This is a genomic window from Streptomyces sp. BA2 (assembly GCF_009769735.1).
Lineage (GTDB): Bacteria > Actinomycetota > Actinomycetes > Streptomycetales > Streptomycetaceae > Streptomyces.
This window is the reverse complement of sequence record NZ_WSRO01000002.1, coordinates 338,934-362,297: the sequence shown is the minus strand read 5'-3', so window position 1 is coordinate 362,297 and position 23,364 is coordinate 338,934. Positions and strand designations below refer to the sequence as shown.

The 23,364-nt window shown below is 69.4% G+C and carries 25 protein-coding genes; 13 read left to right on the top strand and 12 right to left on the bottom strand.

What is annotated here, in order from left to right; translation table 11 throughout:
• Positions 1 to 72: 72 nt before the first annotated feature.
• A complete protein-coding gene (locus tag E5671_RS04370; protein ID WP_160502527.1) occupies positions 73 to 798 on the bottom strand; it encodes an alpha/beta hydrolase in 726 nt (241 codons plus the stop codon).
• A gap of 91 nt (positions 799 to 889) precedes the next feature.
• Here E5671_RS04370 and E5671_RS04365 point away from each other — a divergent pair, with 91 nt between their 5' ends.
• Positions 890 to 1,483 (top strand): TetR family transcriptional regulator, encoded by a 594-nt coding sequence (locus E5671_RS04365; protein ID WP_160502526.1) that lies wholly within the window; start codon positions 890 to 892, stop codon positions 1,481 to 1,483.
• A 92-nt stretch (positions 1,484 to 1,575) separates the two neighbouring features.
• Here E5671_RS04365 and E5671_RS04360 read toward each other — a convergent pair whose 3' ends face one another.
• The 7 genes from E5671_RS04360 to E5671_RS04330 form a co-directional block, all read right to left on the bottom strand.
• Entirely contained in the window at positions 1,576 to 2,061 is a 486-nt protein-coding gene (locus E5671_RS04360) for a DUF3237 domain-containing protein (protein ID WP_160502525.1), read from the bottom strand.
• A gap of 29 nt (positions 2,062 to 2,090) precedes the next feature.
• Positions 2,091 to 2,960 (bottom strand): ABC transporter ATP-binding protein, encoded by an 870-nt coding sequence (locus tag E5671_RS04355; protein WP_160502524.1) that lies wholly within the window; start codon positions 2,958 to 2,960, stop codon positions 2,091 to 2,093.
• Positions 2,953 to 3,990, bottom strand: coding sequence for an ABC transporter ATP-binding protein (locus E5671_RS04350; RefSeq protein ID WP_160502523.1), 1,038 nt, complete (start codon positions 3,988 to 3,990; stop codon positions 2,953 to 2,955). The genes E5671_RS04355 and E5671_RS04350 overlap by 8 nt, the downstream gene beginning before the upstream one ends.
• Positions 3,987 to 4,862, bottom strand: a complete 876-nt coding sequence (locus tag E5671_RS04345) for an ABC transporter permease (protein WP_160502522.1) — start codon at positions 4,860 to 4,862, stop codon at positions 3,987 to 3,989. Before E5671_RS04345 ends, E5671_RS04350 begins: the two co-directional genes overlap by 4 nt.
• A complete protein-coding gene (locus tag E5671_RS04340; protein ID WP_160502521.1) occupies positions 4,859 to 5,809 on the bottom strand; it encodes an ABC transporter permease subunit in 951 nt (316 codons plus the stop codon). Before E5671_RS04340 ends, E5671_RS04345 begins: the two co-directional genes overlap by 4 nt.
• Positions 5,806 to 7,467, bottom strand: coding sequence for an ABC transporter substrate-binding protein (locus tag E5671_RS04335; protein WP_160502520.1), 1,662 nt, complete (start codon positions 7,465 to 7,467; stop codon positions 5,806 to 5,808). Before E5671_RS04335 ends, E5671_RS04340 begins: the two co-directional genes overlap by 4 nt.
• 120 nt (positions 7,468 to 7,587) lie before the next feature.
• A complete protein-coding gene (locus E5671_RS04330) occupies positions 7,588 to 9,282 on the bottom strand; it encodes a CocE/NonD family hydrolase (protein WP_160502519.1) in 1,695 nt (564 codons plus the stop codon).
• 105 nt (positions 9,283 to 9,387) lie between these two features.
• Between E5671_RS04330 and E5671_RS04325 the strand changes: the two genes are divergently transcribed.
• Entirely contained in the window at positions 9,388 to 9,999 is a 612-nt protein-coding gene (locus E5671_RS04325; RefSeq protein ID WP_160502518.1) for a TetR/AcrR family transcriptional regulator, read from the top strand.
• A gap of 161 nt (positions 10,000 to 10,160) precedes the next feature.
• Positions 10,161 to 11,627, top strand: coding sequence for an amidase (locus E5671_RS04320; protein ID WP_160502517.1), 1,467 nt, complete (start codon positions 10,161 to 10,163; stop codon positions 11,625 to 11,627).
• Between the two features lie 202 nt (positions 11,628 to 11,829).
• Here E5671_RS04320 and E5671_RS04315 read toward each other — a convergent pair whose 3' ends face one another.
• A complete protein-coding gene (locus tag E5671_RS04315) occupies positions 11,830 to 12,690 on the bottom strand; it encodes a lamin tail domain-containing protein (protein WP_160502516.1) in 861 nt (286 codons plus the stop codon).
• Positions 12,691 to 13,001: 311 nt separating this feature from the next.
• Between E5671_RS04315 and E5671_RS04310 the strand changes: the two genes are divergently transcribed.
• Positions 13,002 to 14,000 (top strand): hypothetical protein, encoded by a 999-nt coding sequence (locus E5671_RS04310; protein ID WP_160502515.1) that lies wholly within the window; start codon positions 13,002 to 13,004, stop codon positions 13,998 to 14,000.
• A 68-nt stretch (positions 14,001 to 14,068) separates the two neighbouring features.
• On the opposite strand, the gene E5671_RS04305 is transcribed toward E5671_RS04310, so the two are convergent.
• Entirely contained in the window at positions 14,069 to 15,526 is a 1,458-nt protein-coding gene (locus tag E5671_RS04305; RefSeq protein ID WP_160502514.1) for an MFS transporter, read from the bottom strand.
• Positions 15,527 to 15,685: 159 nt separating this feature from the next.
• Between E5671_RS04305 and E5671_RS04300 the strand changes: the two genes are divergently transcribed.
• The 8 genes from E5671_RS04300 to E5671_RS04265 all read left to right on the top strand — a co-directional run bounded on the left by E5671_RS04300 (position 15,686) and on the right by E5671_RS04265 (position 22,351).
• Positions 15,686 to 16,480: an AraC family transcriptional regulator gene (locus E5671_RS04300; RefSeq protein ID WP_160502513.1), complete on the top strand. Its 795-nt coding sequence runs from the start codon at positions 15,686 to 15,688 to the stop codon at positions 16,478 to 16,480.
• 98 nt (positions 16,481 to 16,578) lie between these two features.
• Positions 16,579 to 17,025 carry a DUF6153 family protein gene (locus E5671_RS04295; protein ID WP_160502512.1) on the top strand — a complete coding sequence of 149 codons (447 nt, stop codon included), beginning with the start codon at positions 16,579 to 16,581 and terminating at the stop codon, positions 17,023 to 17,025.
• Between the two features lie 92 nt (positions 17,026 to 17,117).
• A complete protein-coding gene (locus E5671_RS04290) occupies positions 17,118 to 17,762 on the top strand; it encodes a DUF305 domain-containing protein (RefSeq protein ID WP_160502511.1) in 645 nt (214 codons plus the stop codon).
• Positions 17,763 to 17,999: 237 nt separating this feature from the next.
• Positions 18,000 to 18,464: a hypothetical protein gene (locus tag E5671_RS04285; RefSeq protein ID WP_160502510.1), complete on the top strand. Its 465-nt coding sequence runs from the start codon at positions 18,000 to 18,002 to the stop codon at positions 18,462 to 18,464.
• Between the two features lie 248 nt (positions 18,465 to 18,712).
• The gene (locus tag E5671_RS04280; RefSeq protein WP_160502509.1) at positions 18,713 to 19,156 is read left to right on the top strand and encodes a hypothetical protein; all 444 of its coding nucleotides are present in this window, start codon (positions 18,713 to 18,715) and stop codon (positions 19,154 to 19,156) included.
• Positions 19,157 to 19,265: 109 nt separating this feature from the next.
• Positions 19,266 to 20,375 (top strand): PLP-dependent cysteine synthase family protein, encoded by a 1,110-nt coding sequence (locus E5671_RS04275; protein WP_160502508.1) that lies wholly within the window; start codon positions 19,266 to 19,268, stop codon positions 20,373 to 20,375.
• Positions 20,372 to 21,673, top strand: coding sequence for an MFS transporter (locus E5671_RS04270; RefSeq protein ID WP_160502507.1), 1,302 nt, complete (start codon positions 20,372 to 20,374; stop codon positions 21,671 to 21,673). The genes E5671_RS04275 and E5671_RS04270 overlap by 4 nt, the downstream gene beginning before the upstream one ends.
• A gap of 267 nt (positions 21,674 to 21,940) precedes the next feature.
• On the top strand, positions 21,941 to 22,351 hold the full coding sequence (locus E5671_RS04265) for a hypothetical protein (RefSeq protein ID WP_160502506.1): 411 nt from the start codon (positions 21,941 to 21,943) through the stop codon (positions 22,349 to 22,351).
• A 99-nt stretch (positions 22,352 to 22,450) separates the two neighbouring features.
• On the opposite strand, the gene E5671_RS04260 is transcribed toward E5671_RS04265, so the two are convergent.
• Together E5671_RS04260 and E5671_RS04255 are read right to left on the bottom strand one after the other, a co-directional pair.
• A complete protein-coding gene (locus E5671_RS04260) occupies positions 22,451 to 22,636 on the bottom strand; it encodes a hypothetical protein (protein ID WP_160502505.1) in 186 nt (61 codons plus the stop codon).
• Positions 22,633 to 22,926 (bottom strand): DUF1090 domain-containing protein, encoded by a 294-nt coding sequence (locus tag E5671_RS04255; protein ID WP_160502504.1) that lies wholly within the window; start codon positions 22,924 to 22,926, stop codon positions 22,633 to 22,635. Before E5671_RS04255 ends, E5671_RS04260 begins: the two co-directional genes overlap by 4 nt.
• A gap of 96 nt (positions 22,927 to 23,022) precedes the next feature.
• Between E5671_RS04255 and E5671_RS04250 the strand changes: the two genes are divergently transcribed.
• On the top strand, positions 23,023 to 23,364 hold the full coding sequence (locus tag E5671_RS04250) for an ArsR/SmtB family transcription factor (protein WP_160502503.1): 342 nt from the start codon (positions 23,023 to 23,025) through the stop codon (positions 23,362 to 23,364).

The window sequence follows — 23,364 nt, the reverse complement described above, 5'->3', positions numbered from 1 at the left end:
ACGGTGGTGGGAGACGGGAGACCGCTACTGCCCGAAAGTGATCGCGGAGGCCCGGCGGCACGCACTCCGGGGTCAGCCGAGCTTGAGCAGCAGTTCCGCGAGCTGGGCCGGTTCGGTGATCATGCAGTCGTGTCCGGTCGCCAACTCCCATACCAGGGACGGGGTTCCGTTGGGCTGCGTCGCGGGGACGGGCTTCCGGACGAAGCCCTCGGGCAGACCGGCGGTGCAGTGAATGTGCGCCTGCGGGATCGCGTCCATGGCGGGGTTGTCGAGGCGGACGCTCTGCTGGAGGCAGCGCACCGGTTGATCCGACAGCATCGTGCGCAGCCAGGCGAGGTCCGCCGGCTCGGTGACTCCGAACAGGCCCGCGGGGGGCGGCATCTCCGGAGGCGGCGGGATCCGCCAGCCGCTCTCGGACGCCAGGGCCCGGTCGATCAACTGCTGCGTCACCGGGAGCACATCGGCAGCGCTCTCGCCGTCCGCGGGGAACATGGCGTCGAGGTACACCAAACCCGTGATGCGGTCCGGGAGTTGGTTGGCCACGCCCGAGACGACGAGCCCCGCATAACTGTGGCCGACAAGGACGACATCAGTGAGGTCCTCCTCTGTGATCACCTTGACGATGTCGTCGATGTGCGTGTCGAGTCCGACCCCGGGACCGGCCAGCTGCGCCGTGTCGCCATAGCCGGTCAGCGTCGGCGTGACCACCCGGTGTCCGCCCGCGGTGAGTAGCGGAGCCACCCGCTCCCAGCACTCCCCACTGTGCCAAGCGCCGTGCACCAACAGATATGTCGCCATCGTTCGCCCACCCTCACTGAAACGGGACACTGTCCCACTTACGATATGGGACACTGTCCCGGTTAACAAGTTCACTGATGGAGGAGGCGCGGTGAACGACAACACCCGTCGGGGCACGGGACCGGCCGTCCGGGCCAAACGGGCTGACGCACGACGCAACGAGGAGGCGCTCCTCGACGCGGCCTCCGCGGTCTTCGTCACGTCGGGAGTGGAGGCGCCGATCCGCGACATCGCGGCAGAGGCCGGCGTCGGGACGGCGACGATCTACCGCCACTTCCCCACGCGCGCGGATCTGATCGTCGCCGTCTACCGGCACCAGGTCGAGGCGCTCGCGCAGGCCGGCCCCGCGCTGCTCGCGGACAGCACGACCGCGTACGCCGCGCTGGAGCGCTGGATCGACCTCTTCGTCGACTTCGTGGTCACCAAGCAGGGACTCGCCGCCGTACTGCAGTCCGACGACCCCTGCTTCGATCCGCTGCACGACTACTTCGTCGAGCGGCTGGTGCCGGTGTGCACTCAGTTGCTCGACGCCGCGGGCGAATCGGGCGAGATCCGCTCCGGCCAGGACGCCGAGGAGCTCATGCGGGGCATCGGGGGGCTTTGCGCGAGCGCGGGCACCCACCACCGATACGACGCGCGCCACATGGTTGCGCTGCTCGTCGCGGGGTTGCGCACCATCCGGTGACGCGACTTCCGGGGTCGTGTGTGGCCCAGTCTGACGCCGGGAGGGCCAGACACGGCTAGAAGGCAAGCTCAGGCTCTGCGTCTGCAGGCCCGCTACCGGAGCGCGTACATGCGAATGACGACCGTGTCCTCGCCATCGGGGCGGGCGAGTCCCACGAAGACGGTCTCGGCGAGCCAGCGGTGGGCGGGGGCATCGGTGCGAAAGACGGGTGAAGTGCGGTAGTAGTGACCGGCTTGGGTGACCTGTATGCCGTCGTCGTACTGGTCGGGGCTCTCGGGGTCGGGGTGATAGTAGCCGCGGTTGACGATGTCGATGACGGCGCCGTCGTCGGCCTGGAGCAGGTAGCGGGCGTCCAGTTGGCAGATGTCACCGCGCGTGCTGCTCCAGTCGCCTCCGCCCGCGAGGACCTTGCCGCGCAGCAGCGGGCCGTCCACGCTGCCTCCGGTGATCGGGGTGAACTCGGTGACCTCGCCGTCGCCGTGGCCGATGTGCAGGGACGGCGAGAGCTCGGCCCGGATCTCGAAGGCGTAGGTCAGGGCGGGGCACGGGGGCGTGGCGGGGGCGGTGGTGGTGGGCATGGCGGATCTCCGTTCTGTGTGCGTGAGGTTCAGGGACGTTCGACAAGGCCCGAGCCGGACCGGCCGCCCGGCGCAGCCGCGGCCCGGCGGCGCGGGGTCCAGCCTCTGCGGGGCACGGATTCGAGCAGCTCGATGGTGTAGGGGTGCTGGGGCGTTTCGAGTACGGCAGTGGTGGTGCCGCGCTCGACGACCCGCCCCCGGCGCATGACCACGATGTCGTCGCATATGTGGTGCACGATGCCCAGGTCGTGGGTGATGAACAGGTAGGCGATGGCGGTCTGTTCGCGGATCTCGCGCAGCAGGTTGATGATCTGTGCCTGTACGGAGACGTCGAGGGCGGCCACCGCCTCGTCCAGGATCAGGACGCGGGGCCGCACGGCAAGCGCCCGTGCGATGGCCACCCGCTGGCGCTGTCCGCCCGACAGGGCGCGCGGCAGGGAGCGTGCCTGCTGGGCGCCGAGCCCCACCTGGTCGAGCAGTTCGCTGACGCGCTCGGCGAGCGCGGGCCCCCGCAGGCCGGTGTGCAGCGTGAGGACCTCGCCGACACAGTCGCCCACGCGTTGGTGCGGGTCGAGTGAGGCATAGGGGTCCTGGAAGACCATCTGGACGTGACGGGCGAATTGCAGGCGCCCGGCCGCCCGCGCGCGCCGCCCTGCCCAGGGCCGCCCCGCCCCGGGTCGGCCCTGGCGACCCGCCCAGCGGATCGTGCCGCCAGTGGGTGTCTCAAGGCCGGCGAGCATACGGGCGGTGGTGGTCTTGCCCGATCCGGATTCGCCGACCACGGCCAGACAGGCGCCGGGGGCGAGGGCCAGGCTGACGTCGTCGACCGCCACGAAGTCACCGAAGGACTTGCGCAGGCCGACCGCTTCCAGAGCGGGTGGGGCGGCGGTGTCAGCCATGAGGGGCGCTCCTGTCCGGGCCGTGCGTCACCGGGTCGAGGACGTGCGGGTAGTGGCAGGCGACGGAGCCGTCGCCGAGTCGTTCCAGATGCGGCCGTTCGCTCTCACAGCGGGCTTCGGCGGCCGGGCAGCGTGGCGCGAAGGCGCAGCCGGGCCCGGCCTCGTACGCCGCCAGGGGGTTGCCTCCGATCGCCCGCAGGGGCCGGGCACCGTCTGTCGGGGTGGGCCGGGACGCCAGCAGGGCACGTGTGTAGGGGTGGCGGGCGTCGTCGTACAGCCGGGCTGCCGGGAGCTGTTCGGCCACCGACCCGGCGTACAGGACGGCGATCTGGTCGCAGACGGCCGCGGCCAGGGCGAGGTCGTGGGTGATGAACAGCATCGCCAGACCCCGCTGGGTGCGGGCCTCGTCGATGAGGGCCATCACCTCGGCCTGGGTGGTGACGTCCAGGGCGGTGGTGGGTTCGTCGGCGAGCAGGAGCCTGGGGCCGCCGAGCAGAGCCGCCGCGATCATCACCCGTTGCAGCAGCCCGCCGGAGAGTTCGGCCGGGCGCTGGCGCAGTCTGCGCGCGGCGTCGGCGATGCCCACCTCGCGCAGCAGCGCCGCGGCCTTGTCCCCGGCGACTGCGCGGCGTTCGCCGCGCGTGGTGACGAGGCTCTCGGTGAGGAAGTCCCCGATGGTTCGCAGGGGGTTGATGTGGGCCCGTGGGTCCTGGAAGATCATGGCCGCCTCGCGGCTGCGCAGCCTGCGTAGGGCGGCCGGGCCCATGGCGGGGACGGACACCCCGTCGTAGCGGACGTCGCCGCTGACGCGGGTGCCCGGGGGCAGCAGGCGCAGCACCGTCCGGGCGGTGAGCGATTTGCCGGAACCGGATTCGCCGACGAGCCCCACAGCGCTGCCGGCCGCAATGGACAAGTCGACGCGGTGGACGAGCGTTCGGTGCTCGCCCTTGACCGGCAGGTCGATGCGCAGTTGGTCGAACTCCAGCAGAGGAGTGCTGTTGTGTGGTGGGGGAGCGGGGGTGGCGCTCATCGGTCTTCTCCCAACAGGCGGCGGGACAGGCCGCTGCCGAGCAGATTGCAGGCGATGACGAAGACGACGATGACCAGCCCGGCGTACAGCGACTGTTCGGGCCGTCCGGAGAGGATGCCGGGGGCGCCGTTCGCCACCATCAACCCCCATTCGGCTGTGGGTGGTTGGGCGCCGAGGCCGATGAAGGAGAAGGCCGCCACATCAAGCAGTGCGTAGCCGAAGGAGGTGGTCGTCTGCACCACGACGAGGGGCAGCAGATTGGGCAGCAGATGACGCAGGCAGATCCGCCGCCCCGACATGCCGAGCATGCCGAGTGCGACGACGTAGGGCAGCGAGCGCTCCCGCAGAGCCGCGGCGCGAACAGCGCGGGCCGTGTAGGGAAGGAAGGCGAGCGAGAGGGTGGCGACCGCGATGTGCAGTCCGGCGCCGAAGACCGCCGCACCGACCACGGCGAGGACGAGGCCGGGAAACCCGAAGATCAGGTCGAGGGCGCCGGAGATCAGCCGGTCCCACCAGCCGCCGAGCCACGCGGCCGTGACCGCGAGGCCGGTGCCGAGGATCCCGGCGATCAGCGTGACGAGCGCCGGGGCGAGCAGACTGAGCCGTGCCCCGTACAGGAGGCGGGAGAGGATGTCCCGGCCGGTGTCGTCGGTGCCGAGCCAGTGTGCCGCCGAGCTGCTCTGGGAGACGGCGAGCGGGTCCACGGCGTTCGGGTCGTACGGGGCGATCAGCGGGGCCAGCACAGCGGCGAGGACCACCAGGGCGACGACCAAGCCGGCGGCGATCGGCACCTTCTGACCACGGACGAGGCGGCGGGCCCGGCCGATCGAGGCCTGATGGGGTGTCACGGCGGCAGGCTGGTAGGTGCTCATGGGCGTCCTCCCAGCGGAACGCGGTGGTCGAGGGCGGCTGTGAGCAGATCCACGGCGGTGTTGATCACGGCGAAGGCCACCACCGTGATCAGGGCGACGGCCTGGACCACGGCCAGGTCCTGTTTGGCGGCGCTCTGGATGAGCAGGGCACCGACGCCGTTGAGCCCGAAGGCCTGTTCCACGATCGAGGAACCGGCGATCAGGCCCGCCACGGCCACACCGGAGATGGAGGTGATCGGCGCGGAGGCATTGCGCAGGATGTGTTTGCGGATGATGAAGCGTTGCCCGATGCCGCGACTGCGGGCCGTCTGGACGTGCTCGGAAAGCAGCTCGGCCCGGACCGCCGAGCGGGTCACCTGTGCCACATAGGCGAGCCAGGAAGCGGCGAGTGCCACGGCGGGCAGGGTGAGGTGTTCGAGGCGGCCGGTGAAGCCGGCGCCGCTGCCGTAGGCGGGCAGCCACTCCAGGCGGACCGCGAGGAACCAGGTCAGTACCACGGACATGACGAACACGGGTACGGCCATCAGTGTGGTGGCCACCACGGTCACCGCGGTGTCGATCCAGCCGCCGCGCAGTCCGGCCAGCGTCCCCAGGGTGATCCCGGCGGTCACGATGAGCAGGGCCGCGTAGGCGATGAGGAACAGGGTGTTGCCCGCGCGGTCGGCCAGCAGACCGGTGACGGAGTCCTGGTAGCTGAGGGATTGCCCGGCGTCCCCCTGGAGCATGTGGGTGAGCCAGCGCCAGTAGCCCTCCAGGAACGGGTCGTCGAGGTGGTACTCGCGGTGGATCTGCGCCAGGACGCCGGGGCTGGGTTCCTTGCCCCCGCCGACGAGCAGCGTCGCGGGATCGCCCGGGGCCAGGAACAGTGCCCCGTAGATCGCGACGCTGGCGGCGAGCAGGGTCATGGCCAGCGTCGCCGCGCGGCGGGCGACGAAGCGGCCGATCACGAGGCGCCCTTGCCGGTGCCGCCGAGGTGGGCCGCCCACGGCATGTGGATGTACGCGAACGACGCGGGCGCGCCGCTGAGGCGTCTGTTGAGGAACATGCGCTCGTACGGGGAGACCAGTGGCACCACCGGGAGGTCCTTGGTGTAGAGCGCCTGGGCCCGGTTGAACAGCCGCGCCGACTTCTTGGGCTCCAGGGTGGCCTGGGCGCGGGCGAGCAGGGACGTGACCTCGGGGTTGCGGTAGTCGGTCCAGTTGAACAGGGCCTTGGGCGTGGTCATGAGCTGGGCGTAGGAGCCGGGGTCGGGGAGTTCGACGTAGCCGAGGACCATGGTCGCGTCCAGGCCCTTGCGCAGGGAGGGGTCGTAGAACAGGCCGGACATCTGGGTGGGTTGCAGCTGTTTGATCCGGATGTCGAGACCGATCTTCTTGGCGCCCGCCTGCAGGAAGGTGAGGATCTGCTGGGACTGCTGGTCGCCCGCGGCCATCGCGACGGTGAGTGTGCGATGCGGGGAATCGGCCTGCTGGACGAGCTTCTTGGCGCGCTCCAGGTCGGGCTCGGGAACGGCGGGCAGGCTCTCGTATGCCTTGGTGTACAGGCCCGCGGCCTCGCTGTTGCGCCAGACCAGAGGCGGGACGAACGTCTTGAGCTTCTGCGCCGCGCCGTTGTAGACGCTCTTGATCAGTACGTCACGGTCCACCACCAGGGAGAGAGCTCGGGCGATCTTGGGGTCGGTGAGCGCCGAGGCGGGGCTGGTGGCGGTGATGAAGTTGGTCTGCGCCGAGGGGCCGTAGTAGACCGTGCCGGCGTCGGAGGAGCCAAGGGCCCGTGCGGTGGCGGAGCTGATCTCGTAGCTGCCGTCGACCTGACCGGACAGCAGGGCGCTGGTGAGGGTGGAGCTGTTGGTGATGAACTTGAACGTCAGCTTCTTGACCTTGGGTCGCAACGAGGCGTCCCAATAGGCTGGGTTGCGCCGCGCGGTGAGGGAATCGCCGGGCTTCCAGCGGTCCAGCTTGAAGGGGCCTGTGCACATCAGGCCGCCCTTGGCGCTGCCGTAGGAGCGTCCCGCCTTCTTCACGTACGCGGCTTCGTTGACGGCACCGAAGCCTCCCGTCAGGCCTTTGAGGAACAGCACGTCGGGCTTCTTGAACCGCACCGTCACCTGGTGCGGTCCGGTCGCGGTGATCGTCTTGACGTGGGCGAGGAGGCTGGCGTTGACGCTGCGTGTGGCGGGCCGGCCCTGGCGCCGCAGGCCGGCGACCACGTCGTCCGCGGTCATGGGGTGGCCGTTCCAGAACTTCACGCGCTTGCGGAGGTTCAGGATCAGGGTGGTGTCGTCCGGCTGGTCCCACGAGGTGGCAAGGCCCGGTCCGACGGAGTAGTCGGCTTTCTGCCGCAGCAGCGGATCGCAGAGGTTGGTCGCCACGGTGCTCGGCGCGTAGTCACCGACCCTGGCGGGGTCGAGGGTGGTGGGCTCGCCGGTGGGCAGGTTCCAGGTGACGTGGTCCAGGGGGCCGTGGGCCGCGGGGGTGGTCGTGGTGAGCTTCGGGGTGTGCGGCGCTTCTTCGGTGCCGCCGCCCGGCGAGCAGGCGCCGGCGGCGAGCAGCACGCACAGGGCGCCGGCGGTGGTGGCGGTGGCGGTGGTTCTGGGAGCCTGCATGAGGAGCTCCTCGGGGGAGGGGTCGCGGTGGTGGGTTCCTTGGGCTGTGGTGCTGTGCGCGCTGCTCGGTGAGGCGTGGGCACGCGGGAGCGGGACGGGCGGCGCGGGGCCGGGGCGGGCTCAGTGGTGGTCGTGCGGGGCGACCGTGATGGTCAGGCGTGACGGGTGTGCGCCGCCGGTGCGCAGGCTCTGGGTGCTGGGCTTGGCGGTCAGCGCCGTCCAGGGGTTCTCCCCGGTACCGGGAGCGGGCAGGAACAGGGGGAAGTCGCTGCTGGTGAGCAGGAGCGCGAGCTGGTGCCCGGGGCGCAGCCGGTAGCCGGTGTGGCCGAGATCGAGGTGGGTCACGCTCGACGCTTCGTCGGCTAGGACCGTGACCTGGCTCCGCAGGATCAGGTGGGCCCGGCCGTCCGGGGCGAGGTCCATGAGCTTGGCGAAGATGTCGAACTCCGGTGCGGTGCTGGTGACATGGAGGTCGAGGCCGACGGGGCCCGCGAGGTCCAGGGCCTCGGTGAGCGCGGGCCCGGAGAACACCAGGGCGTCGTCCCGCCCGGCGACCGGTGCCAGGTCGGGGTAGGAGTGGAGCAGGGCGAAGGAATCGCCGGCCAGGGACGGCACCGGGGCATCCGGGTCGTGGGTCCATCGCGTGGTCGCCTCGTCCTCGGTGGGGGAGTCGGCGAGGTCCGCGCCGGGCAGCGGACCGGCGGCCGCCGTGCCTTCCGGGTCGGTGAGCCAGAAGGTCCTGGCGCCGCTGCCGCGCGGTGGCCAGATGTCGGAGGTTCGCCGATCGCCGTGGCTCAGCTCCCAGGTCACCTTGGGCAGGGTGGAGACCGGTCGGACGCCTTTGAGGAAGACGTCGAAGAAGTCGAGCGCGGGGTTCACGTAGTCCGGCAGCATGCGGGCGAGAGCGTCGTCGTTGGTGTTGTGGTCGTCGTGTTCGCCGATGGGCGCCCGCGCGAGGTGGTAGTTCTCGTGGTCGACCGCGCCCGCCCACAGATACTGAACGGCGTCCCAGCCCGGCCGCGACGCGAGTTCCGCGTAGTCGCGCATGTGCGCGCCGACGATGTTGTCGAACCAGCCGACGCAGTGCAGCACCGGAACGGGCCGCGCGTCGAAGGGATGCAGGCCCGTCTGGGTCGGCAGTCCCGCAAGCCGGGGGGCCAGCAGGTCGAACCACAGGGAGCGGGCGCCGATGGCCGCGAAGGCCTGCTCGAACTGCTCGATGGCGGGCCGGTGGGAGGCGTCGACGTCGTACTCGTACAGGTCGTGGTCGACCCAGTGGTGTGCGAAGTACTTGATGCCTTCCAGCCACACAGGCTGTCGCTGCCCGTGGGGCTGCCAGATCGTGTTGAAGTCCGCGGCCGTCATGCGCGGCACGATCGCCCGCAGTGCGGGGTGCTGGGTGGCGACGGCCGCCCACTGGGTGAAGCCGTAGTAGGAGTCGCCGAACATTCCCACGCGTCCGTCCGACCAACTCTGGTGCACGACCCAGTCGATGGTGTCGTAGCCGTCCTGCGGTTCGCGCAGGAACGGGAGGGTGCTGCCGCCGGAGCGGAACTTGCCGCGTACGTCCTGCACCACCACGGCGTAGCCACGGTCGGTGAACAGGCGGGCGAAGCGGTCGCAGTACACGTAGCGGCTGTTCTTGTCGTAGGGCAGACGCACGAGCACCGCGGGGAACGCTGTGTCGGTGTCCGTCTCGCCTGCGGGGAGGTAGACGTCGGTGGCGAGGTGAACACCGTCGCGCATGCGGGCCGTGTACTGCCTGGCGTGCTCGGCTACCGGAGCCGCAGTGACTCGCTCGAAGGCGAAGGGCATGGGTGATCTCCAGCCAGATGTCATACAACGAGGTTGTGTAACGGCGTTGTATGACAACATTGCAGCTGCCCGTCACCCCGTCAACACCCTGAAGAGGACGCCGAGATGCCCATCGAGGTAGACGCAGCCCACCGGCTCGACGAGATCGCCGCCGCCACCATCGAGGTCGCCCGCGAGCGGGGGGTGCGCGCCGTGACCATCCGCGCCGTCGCCGAACGGCTCGGCGGCTCGACCGCCGTGGTCACCAACTACGTTCCGAGCCGCGCCGACCTCATGGTCAACGCGCTGCGCCACGCCGAGCGGGAGTGGGCGCGCGAGGCGGACGGCCTGCTGAGCGGCGTGCAAGGCATCGAGCGGCTGTCGGCGCTCGCGCGCTGGATGTGCTCCACCGTCGACGACGACGAGGTCATGCGCAGGCTGCTGATGGAGATCATCGCCGCGGGCCCGGCCGCGGGACGTGAGGCCGAGCAGGTCAGGGAGCTCGCGCGGGACCAGCGCGAGGAGTTGCAGGGTGTGGTCACCGAGGCGGACGTCCCCGGCCCTGACCTTGCCGCCGACGTCCTGCACCTGCTGTTCCGCGGCTACTGGCTGTCCGCCCTCGAAGACCCCGAGGGGTGGCCGGCGGAGCGTGGGGAACGGGCCGCCCAGGCGGTGGTCGAGATGCTTCGGGATGGCGCGTCCGCGAAGGACACGAGCGGTCGGGCGTCCGGGTCTTGACAGGCCGCGTGCGGACGGTGAGGCTGTGCGGCACATAAAACGACGTTGTATTACGTCGTTGCTTTTCCGTAGCTTTCCCGCAGCGGAGCGGCTCTCCGACGCCCTCGCCGCATGCCCGAGCCGCCGCTCGGTGCTGTCGGCCTCCCCTCATCGAGGCGAAGATGGAATCCCAGAATCCGCCTGCCGCGTTGTGGCAGCGCACCGCGAGTGACCTGGCCGCCGCCATCCGGACACGTGAGATCTCGTCCGCCGATGTCGTACGGTCCTGTCTCGCGCGGATCGAAGAGACCAACCCCCGCTTGGCGGCGCTCGCCGACGTCCGCCCCGACGAGGCGCTGGCTGCCGCCCGCCGCGCCGACCAGGCCGTCATCGCGGGCGAAGAACTCGGCCCGCTCCACGGCGTACCCGTATCCACCAAGATCAATACGGATCAGAAGGGTTACGCCACCAGCCACGGCGTGGCCGCCCTCGCCGCCGCTGAGGCCCAGGGCGACGCGGCCTGTGTCACGGCACTGCGCGAGTCCGGCGCCGTACTGCTGGGCCGGAGCAACGCGCCCGCCTTCTCCTACCGCTGGTTCTCGACCAACGACCTGCACGGCCGCACCCTCAACCCCTGGGACCCCGCCCGCACCCCCGGCGGCTCCAGCGGCGGTGCGTCCAGCAGCCTCGCGGCCGGGATGACCCCGATCGCGCAGGGCAACGACATCGGCGGCTCCATCCGCTATCCGGCGGCCTGCTGCGGAGTGGTCGGCATCCGCCCCACCGTCGGCCGGATCTCCAACTGGGCGCCGCCCGCCTTCGTCGACACGCCCGACGGCACGGTCCAGGTCGAACTGCCGCCCACCGTGCAGGCCTGCGCGGTCGAGGGGCCGCTGGCCCGCACCGTGGCCGACGCCAGACTCGCCCTGCGGGTCATGACCACCCCGGACCTGCGCGACCCCTACGGCATCCCCGCCGCGCCCGGCCCCCTGCCGCGGGGCGCGGCGCGGCGCGTGAGCATCGTCCGCGGCATCGGCACCGTCAAGAACCAGCCCGCCGTCGACTTGGCCGTCGACGCCGCCGCCGCGCACCTGGCCGACGCCGGGTACGAGATCGAGGAACTCGACGACCTGCCCCTGATCGCCGAGGCCGCGCGCCTGTGGTCGCTGCTGATCTACGAGGACTTCCGCCCAACTCTCCCCGTGGTGGACCGCATCGGGGACGAGGGCATCCGCACCTCCCTGAAGTACTCCTTCGCCGCCGCCGCGGCCGTGTGGGGTGAGCAGCCCTCACTGGAGACCTACATCAACGGCTGGTCCCGGCGCGCCTCCCTCATCACCGAGCTACAGCAACTCCTGGGCAGCGAGAGGATGTTGCTCACCCCGGTCTGCGCGGAACTGCCCTTCGAGCAGGACGCCGACATCTCCTCCCCGCAGCGCGCCGCCGAACTCGTCGCCGCCATGTGGCCGATGACCGCCGTGCCCATCCTGGGCTTCCCCGCCGTCACCGTGCCGTCGCTCCTCGCGGAGGGACTGCCGGTCGGCGTGCAGATCATCGGGGGACGTTTCACCGAGGAGCGCATTCTCGACGCCGCACAGGCCATCGAGGACCGCACTCCCGGTTACTGGCCCCCTCTCGGCCACCTCTAGGACCAGCCGCTGTCGGGAGCCTCTGGACCGATCCAGGTGAGTCCGGGGCCGGTTCAAGGCTTCAGGCGCTGGCCCATGCTGAGGGTGAAGACCATCAGGACCTGCAGGGCATCGGCGGCTGGTTCGTTCCGCCTTGGCGGAACAGCTTCATAGCCGATGCCCTGATGGTCCGGCCCGGGCGCTCCTCGCGGTGCGAGCGGACTTACGGGGTTGCCGCAGCCGATCCGTAGCGGTACTCGGAAGCGATGTTGCCGTCCGTGTCACGCAGCTTGGCGGCATCGCCACGGTCGTTCCAGATCGGCCGTCCGCTGCCGTAGGTGTAGCCACCCCACTCGGCGTGGATCTGGTTGGTGTAGATCCGTATGCGTTGGCCGGGCAGGAGCACGGTGCCCGGCGGGAAGGTGAAGTTCTGCCCCGCGTCGTCGGCGCCGAGGACCCAGCCGGAGATGTCGGCCGGGGCGGTTCCCCGGTTGACGACCTCCACGAACTCGTCGGCCTGTGTGCGCTTGACGTCACCTTTGAAGCGCACCGTGGTGATGTGCACATCAGGCTGACCGGTGCGCGCGAGTACCGCGACCAGGTCGGCGTTGTTGGCGGCGTTCTCCGGGCTGAGGAAGCGGGTGACGATCTGGCCGCCCTGCTTGAACCCGGTGATCACCACGGCGTATTCGGTGTTGTCGATCGTGACCGTCTCGGGGGAGACCCGTGTGGGCAGATCGACGATGTCCTCGGGGTTCGGCCCGACATTCGGTGTCTCGTTGTGCTGGAAGCGGAAGCTGAAGTCGTGTGTCACCTGGTCTTCGAACACGACGTGGGCCGCGAGGTCGACCCAGAACTGGCTTTGGGGCATGGCCTGGATCGGGAAGTTCTGGTGAGTGATCGTCCCGAGTGTGAACTCGGTGCCGTCGAGCAGCACGTCGACCGTGCCCCCGGAGAACATGTACCCGCTCTTGCCCGACCCCGCAGGGACACCCCACTTGACGTTGTCGGTGGTGAGACCTTCGAGTCCGGGCGGGCTGACGCTGATGGCCGTCCAGACGCCCGATGTATCGACTTTGGACATGATCCCATCCCCTCTTCTCCGTCTGCTTCGGCCCGACCGGAGGGTCGGGGAGCACGAAGTTAGCCGCCGCAACGACCCGATGTAAGAGCGATTCCTTGTCTATCTGAGGAGTTATCGGAAATGGCCTAATTGTGCTTCGGCGGGATGGCGACGTGACCTGACGGCTGGGCGTGGCCAGGCAGATGGATCCGGACAACGGAAACTCCCCCATTGCGTCAGCGCCGCGGACTTCGCGCACGGCGTGACGGACCGATGAGGTGGGAAGTCTCGGGCTGCCTTGGAACACTCCGACCACCTCAAGGAGATTGCCCGTGCGGGTAGCCCTGCTGATCGGCACACTGACGGAACTCGACACCTGCCATGCCCTGTACGCCAACGCCCTGACCGCGGCCGGTCACGAGGTGTGGTTCGGCTCGGTCAACCGCCTCAGCTCCTACGACGCCGAGGTGCGCGCTTCGGCGTGCCGGGTGGAGAGCGTCCTGCAAGCGCACGCTCCCGTCCCCGGACGGCCCGTGCCGCGCGGCTTGGCGGACATGGACGCCGTCTGGGTTCTCAACTACCCGCAGCCCTCCGTGCAGACGGAAGCCTGGCAGCTGCTGTGGCGGCTCAACCGGCAGGTGCCGTTCGTCAACGACGTCACCGGCATCCTGATGCTGGGCAACAAGACCAACCTCCCCGCGATCGTGGACCCGCAGCACCTGCCGCACACCGTCATCACCAGCTCCTACGCGGAACTGTCCACGATCTGCGGCACGGACACCGATGCCACCTGGCTGGTCAAGCCGACAGACGACGACGCGGGCGCCGACGTGTATGTACTGGAGCCAGGCTCGACGAACAACCAGGTGCTGCTGCAGTCCATGACCGGCAACGCGGCGGTGACCGAACTGCTCACCAAGGGCAGCCTGGCCGGGTTCCGCGGCCGCTACTGCGCGCTGCAGCAGTTCGTGCCGCACGCCGAGGAGAAGAGAGTGATCATCGCCGCGGGTCGGCCGGTGGCCCAGCAGGCACATCACCTGGCGCCCGGCGAGCACCGCGGCAACACCGCCCACCGCGCCCGCTGCGCCGAAACCGAACTCACCGCGGACGAGCACGAACTGTGCACGCGCATCGGAGCCCGGCTGCGCGAGCACGGCATCCGCTTCGCCGGGATCGACCTCGCCTACCCATACGTCTTCGAGTTCAACGTCGTCAACCCGGGCGGCCTGGACGAACGAATCGACCTCCTCGGCCTGGACGACATCACTGGCGACGTCGCCCAGGCGCTGCTTGCCGACACGGTGGCCGCCCGGTCGACGGCTCGGCCATAGACCTCCACCGCCACGGCAATGGAGGGCGTCATGGCCGTGGCCGGCAGCTGCGAGGCGGTTGTGCGCCGCTATCCGCGCTGTGCTGGAGTTTCGTGGGCGCCGACCGCGGGTCCTGAGCGGTGGCCCCCGAGCAGCGTGGCGATGAGGACGGCGCCGAGCATGAGGAGACCCGCGGCGATGGTGAGCGCGAGCGAGAAGCCTTCCGTCGCAGCGTGCAGAGGTCCCGCCGAGTCGGCCAGGGCGTCGCTGCGGCTTGCGGCCAGGGTGACCAGGATCGCCAACCCCACTGCGCCGCCGACCTGTTGGACGGAGCTGAGGACCGCTGAGCCGAGACCGGCGTTCTCCTCGGTGGTGCCTGTGAGCGCGGCGACGGTCAGGGCGGGCAGGCTCAGGCCGCAGCCGAGGCTTGAGACGAGCATGGCGGGCAGTACGCCGGACGCGTAGTCGTCGCCGGGCGCGATGCCGGACAGCAGGAGCAGTCCGGCCGCGCTGATCAGGGTCGACACCACGAGGGCCCGGCGCATCCCAACTCTGATCACTGCGTGGGAGGAGAGCCACATGCCGGTGAGGATTCCGGCGCCGTAGGGCAGATAGGCGAGACCTGCCTTGAGTGGACCGTAACCGAGCACAGTCTGCAGGTGGATCATCAGTAGGAAGGCCATCGCGTACATGCCGGCGGAGAACAGCAGGGTTACACCGTTGGCGACGGCACGGGTCCGTGAGGCCAGGAATGACAACGCCACCAAGGGCTCGGCCGTACGCGACTCGACCGCGAGGAACGCGACAGTCAGGATGATGGCGATGAGCAGGGGCCCGGTGACGGCTGGGTCGGTCCATCCCGACTCCCCGGCCTGGAGCAGACCGTAGACCAGAGTCAGGACGGCGCCTGTGCCCAGTACCGCACCTGGAACGTCCAGGCGTGACGAGCGACTGGCCCGGCTCTCGACGATCAGACGCGGGACCAGGGCGAGGGCCAGGGCGGCCACGGGCAGGTTGATCAGGAAGATCCACCGCCAGGAGGCGAGGCCGGTCAGCGCGCCGGAGATCACCAGGCCCATCGTGCCGCCAAGACCGGCGATGCCGCCCCAGATGCCGAACGCCTTGGCTCGCTCATCGGGACCGGGGAACAGAAGCGTGATCAGTGACAGTGCGGCCGGACTGGCCATGGCCGCACCCGCACCCTGGGCGAACCGCCCCGCCACCAGTTGCCAGGGCTCCTGAGCGAGTCCGCAGGCGAGACTCGCGGCACCGAACAGCGCCACACCAGTGAGGAAGACGCGTCGGCGACCGAGCAGGTCTGCCGCGCGCCCCGACAGGAGCAACAACCCGCCGAAGGCGAGGAAGTACGCGTTGACGACCCAGGCCAGTCCTGTGGCGCTGAACCCGAGTTCGTCCCGGACGGCGGGAAGCGCGACGCTCACCACGTTGTCGTCCAGTACGAGCATGAACTGTACGAAGCACAGCACGATCAGCGCCCGACGGCGGCGGCGGTTGGTGCCGGTCGCCGGGGTGGCGGCGGCGGTCATGACGGGCGACCCGCCGGTGTGTGAGTCAAGGCTGGCCCGCGGGGGCGCTCTTGGCGCGAAGGGATGATCGGCATGCGACGACGCTACGTATGGGCCTTGGCTGGCCACAATCCGCTACGGGGCCAGATCATGTCGTGTTGAGGACATACCCTGGCATGCATGACCAAGGCCGAAGACGGTGCCGTGCCACCCGGAGTGGGGGCGATCGTCGTAGGGAACTTCCCACTGGCGGCGGGGCAGTGGATCGAACCTCACAGCCACCCGCAGCATCAACTGGCCTGGACACGAAGCGGTGTACTCGGGATTGCCGTCAAAGACACCCATTGGGTGCTGCCGCCGACACGGGCGCTCTGGATCCCTGCCGGAGTGGTCCACCGCACGGGTGCGACCCGCGAGGCGGTGTTGTGCAGCCTCTACCTCGAACCGGACCGGTGCCACGTGGACTGGGCAGAGCCCACGCCGGTCGGAGTGGACGGCCTGCTCGCCCACTTGATCTCCTACCTCAACCGGCAGGACCTCGCCGATGACGCTCGCCTGCGGGCCGAGGCGGTCGTCCTGGATCTGCTGCACCCCCTGCCGACGACGCCCATCGACGTGCCGCAACCCGTCGACGAGCGCGTGCGCGCCGTGGCGGACACTCTGCTCACCGACCCCGCAGACCAACGAAGCCTTGAGGCCCACGCGCGGGCCATCGGGGTGAGCCGACGCACCCTGACCCGCTTGTTCGTCCAGGACACGGGCATGAGTTTTGATCGCTGGCGCACCCATGTGCGACTGCGGTCCGCCTTGTCCCTCCTCGCCGAAGGCCGCCCCGTGTCCGGGGTCGCGCGCGACGTGGGATACGCGACCCCGAGTGCGTTCTTGGCGGCGTTCCGCCGAACCGTCGGCACCTCGCCGAAGCGCTACCTGAACGGCGACGCCGCATTCGAGGCGTCGGGTCCGACTTCCTGGTGAGGAGAGCGCAAGCCTGCCAACGCGCAGATCCGTAGCAGGCAGGGGCCGGTCGGGCCAGGCGTCGCAAGGGTGCAGTGGCATGTGCCTACGATGAGAGCGTGAAGCGCCCGGACCTGCCAGCTCGATCGCGCCCGCCGTTGCGGTGCGGCGGTCTGCTCATGCTCGGGCTGCTGTTCGGCTTGCTCGGCATGCACGGCCTCGGCTCGGCGCAGGTGTCTGTCGAGCCCGCCGGGCACCACCAGGCCGTCGAAACCTCAGCGCACCTGGGCATGGACGCCGACAGCGCTCCGGACGTCGCCTCCATGGCGGCGCCGACCGTATGTGATCACGACGGCGGCGGGTGCGGCGGCGGAGGCCATGTGCAGCATGCCGACCCGGCGTGTTCCTCGAGCGGAGTGTCAGGGGCTCCCGCACTGCCGACCCTGCCACCGGCCGTTGCCGACTGCGTCGCGCCGTCGCCCGTACATGCGGCCTGGAACGGAAGCAGTCTCGACGGCGGCCGTGCGCCACCTTCGCTCTCCGAACTGCAACTCCTGCGGATATAGGACGGCCCTCGCGACGCCATGAGCCCCCTGACGGGCGGCCTCGGCGCCGTGAATCGGCACGCCTTCATCCGACCACATCGCAGGAGTTCAACATGACTGCACAGCGCAAGCTCATCCGCCGTACCGCTCTCGCCGCCACCGCCGGAGTCGCCGCCCTCGTTCTCGCCGCGTGCGGCAACGGAGGAAACGGGCACGACATGGGCTCCATGGAGTCCAGCTCGACACCGTCCGCTACCGCCACGTCCAAGGCCGGCGACCACAATGACGCGGACGTCACCTTCGCCAAGGACATGATCCAGCACCACCGTCAGGCCGTCGACATGGCCGAGCTGGCCGATGACAGGGCCTCGTCGAAGGAGATCAAGGACCTGGCTACGAAGATCAAGGGGGCGCAGGATCCCGAGATCAAGACCATGTCCGGCTGGCTCACCTCGTGGGGCGAGGAAGTCCCCGAGGACATGAGCGACATGGACGGTCACGACGGCCACGACATGTCCTCCGGCATGCCCGGCATGATGAGCAGCGAAGACATGGAGAAGCTCGAAAAGGCTTCCGGGGCCGAGTTCGACAAGATGTTCGCCGAAATGATGATCAAGCATCATGAGGGCGCCGTCGAAATGGCCAAGACCGAGAAGTCCAAGGGCAAGTACGGCCCCGCCACCGAGCTCGCCGACGAGGTGATCAAGGCCCAGACCGCCGAGATCGACCAGATGAACAAGATCCTCGGCAAGAGCTGACGCCAGGAACCGGACAACGTCCGGCCAGTGGTGCATCCGGCGGGATGAAGCCGTCGGGTGCACCCGTGCCGGCCTCATGTCATCTGCTCAAGCGGTGGTTTTCGTTCCGTGAATACCCGGACCTGAGCGTGATCGCGGCTGCCGTCCGCGGTAGGCAAGGAGACGCCCATGGCTTGTTCACTCGCTGTTCGCACAGTCCCTTACGCCAGCCAGACAGACAGAGGCTAGGATCACGGGGTGATCACGGCCTGGTCTCCATCCGGCGCATCGCGGAGTCGCTCAACTGCGATTCCGCTGCGCCTGCTGGGCCTTGGCCTGATCCTCTTCGGCCTTCTGTACGCGCACGCGGCCAGCCCCGAGAGCACTGCGGGTCACCTCGCATCGGGCAGCGCGACCTCGACTGCGATCGCCGGCCAGGTTGAACCCGGGCCGGAGCAACCTGTTGCGACCGCCACGCACGACCCGGCCGAAGCACCGGTCGATCACCACGGCGGCGACAGCCACGGGCAGCAGCACACCCTCGATGAATGCGCGCTGGGCCAGCCGTCACAGGCCCCCGCCCTCGGGCTGCCGTGCCTTGATTCGCTGAGTTCGGCGGCGGAAGCCGCGGTGCCGCCGCTCGCGCACGTCCGCCCATCAGCCGTGCGTGGCTTCGTGGTTCCGATACCGCATGCGGCGGAGTCTCCAGTTCTACGTATCTAGGTCAGCGCCCCGTTCTCCATCGGCCGACGCCTCACTGAGGCCTGCCGACGCGGCCCGAGGCCGTCGTCGTGTCTCCTCCTGTCGGCCGGTGCCCGGCGTCTGACCTTCCCTCGCCTGCCCTCCTGCGGGTGTTCGGGGATGGTTCGACGGCTCGTCACCACCCCCAACCCATCGCTGCCCTGCCGTGGACTACCCGGCAGGGGCAGCCGCCGCACGGAGGATCTGTGCCGCCCTGCTCTGCTGAACTGATGTCCCCTGCCGCATGGGCGAGTTCGCCCCGGGGGCGTTGGGCCGTGCCGCGCGCCCAGGCGCTGTGGAAGCACCGACTCGTATGGACCGCGGTGACCGTTCTCCTGCTCACGCTGGTGCAGTGCGCCGCCGAGACGTCGCACGCCGGTGAGCGGTTGACGGGCCACGTCGGCGCGGTGTCGCGAACACTGCCCCCGCCCGAGGAACGGCCCACGACGGAGGCGCTCGACGGATCCGAGTCGCCGGCAGGCTGCTCCGCCTCCGATCCCGGACCCGCCGGAACCGCTCCCGCGTCCGTACGCGGACTGCCGTCCGTGAGCGCGGTCACGGACCCCACGAACCCCGTCAGACCTCTCACCGCTGACCACCTCGGCGCTGCGCGCAACCGGATACCGGATGACGGCCGTACCGCGCCGGCCGTCCTGTGCAGGTGGCTGATCTAGGAGCCGCCTTCGCGGTCGGCCGCAGTCGACCGCCGCGCCGCTCGCCTGACAGGCGTGCCGCGCGAGACGAGCACCCGCGCAGCTTCTACAGCGAATGAGAGCGAAACAGATGCACTCTCTGACCACGAGTGACTTCACTCCTGCCGGATCCAGCCTTCCAGGGCTTGTCGGCAACACACCCGTCCTTCGGGTGGCCCAGCCGTTCACCCCGCCCGACCGCGGCTTCTGGGCCAAGCTGGAGGGCTTCAATCCGGGCGGCATCAAAGACCGTCCGGCCCTGCACATGGTCGAACGGGCCCGTGCTCGCGGCGAGTTGCTGCCGGGTCGCACGATCGTCGAGTCGACAAGTGGCACCTTGGGGCTCGGCCTCGCCCTGGCCGGAATGGTCTACGGGCATCCCGTCACCCTTGTCACCGATCCGGGTCTGGAACCGTCCATGACCCGTCTCCTTGCGGCGTACGGCGCCACGGTCGACATGGTGCCCGAAGCGCACCCCACTGGAGGCTGGCAGCAGGCTCGCCGAGACCGGGTCGTAGAGCTGCTCGCGCGGGAGCCCGGAGCTTGGTGCCCCGACCAGTACGGCAACCCCGACAACGTCTCCGCCTACACTCCACTCGGTCTCGAACTCGCCTCCCAGATCGGCCACATCGACGTGCTCGTCTGCAGTGTCGGCACCGGGGGCCACTCCGCGGGCATCTCAAGGGCGCTGCGCCAGTTGTACCCGGACATGCGCCTTGTGGGTGTGGACACCGTCGGGTCGACCATCTTCGGGCAGCCCGCCCGGCCCAGGCTCATGCGGGGGCTCGGGTCCAGCATCTACCCGCGCAATGTCGCGTACGAGCACTTCAGCGAGGTGCACTGGGTGGCGCCGGCGGAATCCGTGTGGGCCTGCAGGCAGTTGGCGACCTCGCACTACGCCACGGGTGGCTGGAGTGTCGGCGCGGTCGCGCTCGTGGCCGGGTGGCTGGCTCGTACGCAGCCTCGGGATACGCGGATCGTCGCGATCTTCCCCGACGGGCCTCAGCGCTATCTGGAAACTGTCTACGACGATCAGTACTGCGCCGAGAAGGGGCTGTCGGGAGTGGTTCCAGCATCCGAACCGGAGGTGGTGGGCCGCCCCGACGAGAAGGAAGTGACCCGCTGGACCCGCTGCACCGAGGTCGCAGATCCGCTCTCCCTGCCGGCCAAGACCGACGAGCTCGAAGGTGGGAACCGGTGAAGGGCACGATCGCGCAGGTGCGCTCCTACGACCGGAGCGTGCAGCTGCTGTTCGCCAACCAGTTCACGATCAATCTCGGCTTCTACATGCTGATGCCGTACCTGGCGCAGCACCTGTCGGGCACGCTCGGGCTCGCGGGGTGGATGGTCGGGCTCGTGCTGGGGGTGCGGAACTTCAGCCAGCAGGGCATGTTCCTCGTCGGAGGCACCCTCGCCGACCGGTTCGGCTACAAGCCGCTGATCGTCGCCGGTTGTGTCCTGCGCACGGTCGGTTTCGCGACGCTCGGTCTGGTCGACTCGGTCGCGGCGCTGATTGCGGCCTCGGCTGCGACCGGCTTCGCGGGCGCGCTGTTCAACCCCGCCGTACGGGCCTACCTGGCGGCGGACGCGGGTGAGCGCAGGGTCGAGGCGTTCGCCCTGTTCAACGTCTTCTACCAGGCGGGCATCCTGCTCGGCCCGCTCATCGGGATGCTGCTCACCGGAGTCGACTTCCGCGTCACCTGCTTGGTCTCGGCGGCGATCTTCGGTCTGTTGAGCGTGGTGCAGATCCGCGCACTGCCTGCTCGCAGGGGCGATGGTCCCGCAGGCGCCGGTGCCGGTGAGCGGGGGAGTGTGCTGGCGCAGTGGCGGGGCGTGATCGCCAACCGGGCGTTCCTGCTCTTCTCCACCGCGATGATCGGCTCGTACGTCCTCTCCTTCCAGGTCTATCTCGCGCTGCCGCTCGAAGTGCGGCGCCTGGGTGGCGACGGCGAGTTCGGCACCGTTGCCGTGGCGCTGCTCTTCGCGGCCTCCGGGCTGACCACGATCCTCTGCCAGACCCGGGTGACGGCCTGGTGCAAGGAGCATCTGGAACCCGGGCGCGCCTTGGCCTGGGGCCTGCTGATCATGGGGGCGGCGTTCATTCCGCTCCTGGCCGCAACCGCTGTGCCGGTGCCGGACGAAGGCATCGGCCTGTGGCTGCTCGCCGCCGTGCCGCCCATGCTGGCCGCACTCATGCTGGCGCTGGGCACGATGATCGCGTACCCCTTCGAGATGGACACCATCGTCCGGCTCTCGGGTGACCGCCTCGTCGCCACCCACTACGGCCTCTACAACACCATCTGCGGAATCGGCATCACGCTCGGCAACCTGCTCACCGGAGCAGCCCTCGACGCTGCCCGGGCCGCCGGAATGTCCGCGCTGCCCTGGCTCGCGCTGCTCGGCCTCGGCCTGGCCTGCTCGGCGTCCCTCTACGGCCTGCACCGCACGGGACGCCTGACACGCCCCGCGCCTGAGCCGCAGCCCGCGCCCGCGGCCTGAGCGACCCCGCGTGCACCCGGTGGGGGTGGGCGGCAACGTGCCGCCCGTCCCCACCACTTGGCAACGGCGGTGGCCGGTTTGAACTCCAACTACAGGTTGAGCGCCCAGGAGTTGTACCGCGCTGGTTGCAGGCGGTCTCACCTCATAGGTCTACCGCGAGGGTGGGACGACTGAGGCCCTGGCTCTCGCTAGCTTCGGTCTCTGTAGCGCTGATGGCTCCGGCGCACTCAACGAGCATGAGGGGGAACCGTGAAACGAGCTACGCGGATGGCAACCCGCACTGCCGCCGCCGGCGCATTGGCGGCCGGACTGATCGTCGGCCTGAGTGCCAGCCCGGCAGCGGCTGCGACTGGTAGGAGCGATGTGTGCGATACGTATCTGTGCGGCAGCGGCACATTCACTTGGGGGACGCACAAACTCAAGGGAGCAATGTCCATCAAGGACAACGAGTGCAACGGCAAGGGTGTCGCTATCGCGATTCTCGTCTACCACTTCGACGGGATAGCTGAACGGGGCGCCTTGCGCTGGACTCCGTACAACTGTCACCAGGGTTACTACCTCTGGCCCAACCTTGAGTGGAACGACAGCAAGAAGATCAAGGGATTCCGGGTGGTCGGCAAGCAAGAGGGCGAAGACTATTACCACGCGGGAAGCTACGTCGACAACCCCTTGACCTAGGGTCCCACGCAACAGCCGTCATGGACGGATCGTGAGCCAAGTCCGCTCACATTGGTGCCCCGCCGTTCGGCGGGGCACTGTCGGTTGCACAGGAGCTCTTCAGCGGCCGTCGCACGGGTCGTCGTCCGCAGACATCGGCTTGGTGTCCGCCGCCAGGCAGGAGGAGTACACCCGCGGGGGCGTGGGTTGTGACTCTGGTTCCGACGTGGCGTACTCGGTGATGATCGCCCCGGCGGCGACGAGGGATACCCCTGCCGTCGCGGCGAGCCAGGTTCCGCGGCTCACTGATCGCCGCCGAAGTGGTTGCGGAGTTCGTCGCCGCAGTCGTCCTTGGTACCGACTCGGACTCGCGAGAAGCCCAGCACCGCGTCTTCGTTGCCTTCCTGCTTGGCCTGAGCCAGCTGCCTTTCGATGTCCGCGATGTACTCGCGGCACTCGGCGCTGACGGGCTTCTCGGGCTGCGGGCCGCGTGCCGAGGAGGAGTTCGGTTCGGCGGTGACGGCGATGCCGGCCGCGCACAGGATCGCCCACGCGGCAACCCACATGCGGCGGCTCATCGGTATCGGCTTGGGCATCCCGGCATCCTACGAGGGCCGACGCGGGTTGTCGCCGAATCACCAATTCCTCGGCGACTCTTGAAACACTTGCCGATATAGGAATATGTTTGTTTCATGGCACGAGCAGCGACGACGTCAGACGTCTTCAACGCCATCGCCGAGCCACAGCGCCGGGACATCCTGGTGCTGCTGCGGGCAGGCGAACGGCCGGTGACGGAGGTCGCCGAGGAGCTGGGAATGACGCAGCCTGGGGCGTCCAAGCACCTGCGGGTGCTCCGCGAAGTCGGTTTGGTGCGGGACCGCAAGGCGGGCAAGCAGCGCCTGTACGACCTGGACGCACGTGGGCTGCGCGCGGTTCATGAGTGGACCGGCGGGTTCGAACAATTCTGGAACGAGAGCTTCGACCGGCTGGACGCATACGTGCAAGAACTCAAGCAGGAAGGGCTACAGGAGTAG

Excerpts from the sequence above, each read along its gene's own strand:
- E5671_RS04335 (WP_160502520.1), bottom strand. The coding sequence starts at position 7,467 with ATGCAGGCTCCCAGAACCACCGCCACCGCCACCACCGCCGGCGCCCTG.
- E5671_RS04290 (WP_160502511.1), top strand. The coding sequence starts at position 17,118 with ATGACTGCACAGCGCAAGCTCATCCGCCGTACCGCTCTCGCCGCCACC.
- E5671_RS04320 (WP_160502517.1), top strand. The coding sequence starts at position 10,161 with ATGGAATCCCAGAATCCGCCTGCCGCGTTGTGGCAGCGCACCGCGAGT.
- E5671_RS04315 (WP_160502516.1), bottom strand. The coding sequence starts at position 12,690 with ATGTCCAAAGTCGATACATCGGGCGTCTGGACGGCCATCAGCGTCAGC.
- E5671_RS04355 (WP_160502524.1), bottom strand. The coding sequence starts at position 2,960 with ATGGCTGACACCGCCGCCCCACCCGCTCTGGAAGCGGTCGGCCTGCGC.
- E5671_RS04350 (WP_160502523.1), bottom strand. The coding sequence starts at position 3,990 with ATGAGCGCCACCCCCGCTCCCCCACCACACAACAGCACTCCTCTGCTG.
- E5671_RS04300 (WP_160502513.1), top strand. The coding sequence starts at position 15,686 with ATGACCAAGGCCGAAGACGGTGCCGTGCCACCCGGAGTGGGGGCGATC.
- E5671_RS04330 (WP_160502519.1), bottom strand. The coding sequence starts at position 9,282 with ATGCCCTTCGCCTTCGAGCGAGTCACTGCGGCTCCGGTAGCCGAGCAC.
- E5671_RS04250 (WP_160502503.1), top strand. The coding sequence starts at position 23,023 with ATGGCACGAGCAGCGACGACGTCAGACGTCTTCAACGCCATCGCCGAG.
- E5671_RS04360 (WP_160502525.1), bottom strand. The coding sequence starts at position 2,061 with ATGCCCACCACCACCGCCCCCGCCACGCCCCCGTGCCCCGCCCTGACC.
- E5671_RS04370 (WP_160502527.1), bottom strand. The coding sequence starts at position 798 with ATGGCGACATATCTGTTGGTGCACGGCGCTTGGCACAGTGGGGAGTGC.
- E5671_RS04275 (WP_160502508.1), top strand. The coding sequence starts at position 19,266 with ATGCACTCTCTGACCACGAGTGACTTCACTCCTGCCGGATCCAGCCTT.
- E5671_RS04280 (WP_160502509.1), top strand. The coding sequence starts at position 18,713 with ATGTCCCCTGCCGCATGGGCGAGTTCGCCCCGGGGGCGTTGGGCCGTG.
- E5671_RS04345 (WP_160502522.1), bottom strand. The coding sequence starts at position 4,862 with ATGAGCACCTACCAGCCTGCCGCCGTGACACCCCATCAGGCCTCGATC.
- E5671_RS04305 (WP_160502514.1), bottom strand. The coding sequence starts at position 15,526 with ATGACCGCCGCCGCCACCCCGGCGACCGGCACCAACCGCCGCCGCCGT.
- E5671_RS04255 (WP_160502504.1), bottom strand. The coding sequence starts at position 22,926 with ATGCCCAAGCCGATACCGATGAGCCGCCGCATGTGGGTTGCCGCGTGG.
- E5671_RS04265 (WP_160502506.1), top strand. The coding sequence starts at position 21,941 with ATGGCAACCCGCACTGCCGCCGCCGGCGCATTGGCGGCCGGACTGATC.
- E5671_RS04325 (WP_160502518.1), top strand. The coding sequence starts at position 9,388 with ATGCCCATCGAGGTAGACGCAGCCCACCGGCTCGACGAGATCGCCGCC.